The organism is Anaerotignum sp., assembly GCF_031981185.1.
Classification (GTDB): domain Bacteria; phylum Bacillota; class Clostridia; order Lachnospirales; family Anaerotignaceae; genus Chakrabartyella.
Map to the genome: position 1 here is coordinate 25,935 of NZ_DALYUL010000021.1, position 1,401 is coordinate 27,335.

A 1,401-nucleotide genomic window follows, 5' to 3' on the forward strand; every position below is an offset into this window, starting at 1 on the left:
CATTACTTCAACCTCTGGGCCAATAAAAGCGATACCTGCTTTTTTACAAGCAGAAACAAAATCAGGATTTTCGGAGAGGAAGCCATAGCCGGGATGAATTGCATCAGCCCCCTTTGCCTTCGCAATCTTGATGATATTATCAATATCCAAATATGCGTCAATAGGCCCTTTTTCGGGATTCAGCAAATATGCCTCGTCGGTTTTGGTACGGAAAAGAGAGTATTTATCTTCTTTGGAAAAGATACCTATAGTTTGAATCCCCAGCTCATTCAAAGCACGATATACGCGAATTGCAATTTCGCCACGGTTTGCCACAAGCACCTTTTTAAACTTCTTAATTTGTACTTCCTGCATCTTTATACCTCCTTAATCATTATGCTTTTCATTCAAAACCCAAAGTTTACAATTAAAAACCTTGTTTTCTATTATAATATACGATGGCTTATTCGTAAACTAAAAATCTGTAGAGATTTATATAAGTAAAACTTATACGTTTCGTCATTTTTTCCCTTTCGGGAAAATTTTTCCTAATAAATGTGTGAGGTTTTTGCATTCAACGACTTCCAAATTATCCAATTTTACTTTTCTGGCACCTTCAGCGGCCACAAACACCTTGGTAAAGCCCATTCTATCTAACTCACGAATCCGTCCTTCCATTGCCGGGATTTTCTTCAACTCTCCTGTTAAACCCACATCAGCAATGAATGCCCAATCGGAAGGCAAAGGAACATCTTTCACACCAGAAACAATGCTCATCAGCACAGCTAGACTAGCCGCTTGTTCCTTTAAAAACAGGCCTCCAGTGGTTTTCACCACCACATTTTTATCATATAGTTTTAACCCACCCCGTTGTTCCAATACGGATAAAAGGGTATTTAAAGTGTCTTTTTTCATATTTTCGCTGATTCTTAGCGGATATGCCGTAAAGGAATTTGAAACCAGACTTTCAATTTCTGCTACAACCGCTCTGGAACCTTCCCGTAAAACTGTGATGGCACTGCCAGAAACCGCATCTTCTTTTTTTCTTCTGGTAACAAAATATTCCGAAGGATTGTCAATGGAAGTAAGTCCCTTTTCCGTCATAGCAAAAAAGCCCATTTCCCCAGTGCTACCAAAACGGTTTTTTGTGGCAATTAAACTTCTCAGTTCTTCTGCCCCTTCCCCTTCAAGGACCAAAACGGTATCCACCAAATGCTCCAAGGCTCTAAGACCAGCAATCTCATCGTTTTTGTTCATTTGTCCAATCATAAATACAGCTCTAGGTCTGGCTTTATTCTTAGCACTTTGTACCAAGGCAGAAGCACATTCCATGGTTTGCGTTGGATTTCCCGCTCTGGCTGGATAAAATTCTGATAGGGCAAAGGTTTGGATACTATCTAAAACAATAAAATCTGCATCAAC

General features: G+C 39.6%; 1 protein-coding gene and 1 pseudogene. Both read right to left on the bottom strand.

The genetic code is table 11. The features are described from left to right. Positions 1 to 354 (bottom strand): biotin carboxylase N-terminal domain-containing protein (locus tag RTK36_RS12105; protein WP_312047509.1); only part of this gene is annotated, 354 nt, incomplete at its 3' end. Positions 355 to 498: 144 nt separating this feature from the next. Next, positions 499 to 1,401 (bottom strand): annotated as a pseudogene (locus RTK36_RS12110) (DNA repair protein RadA); the annotation flags it as partial.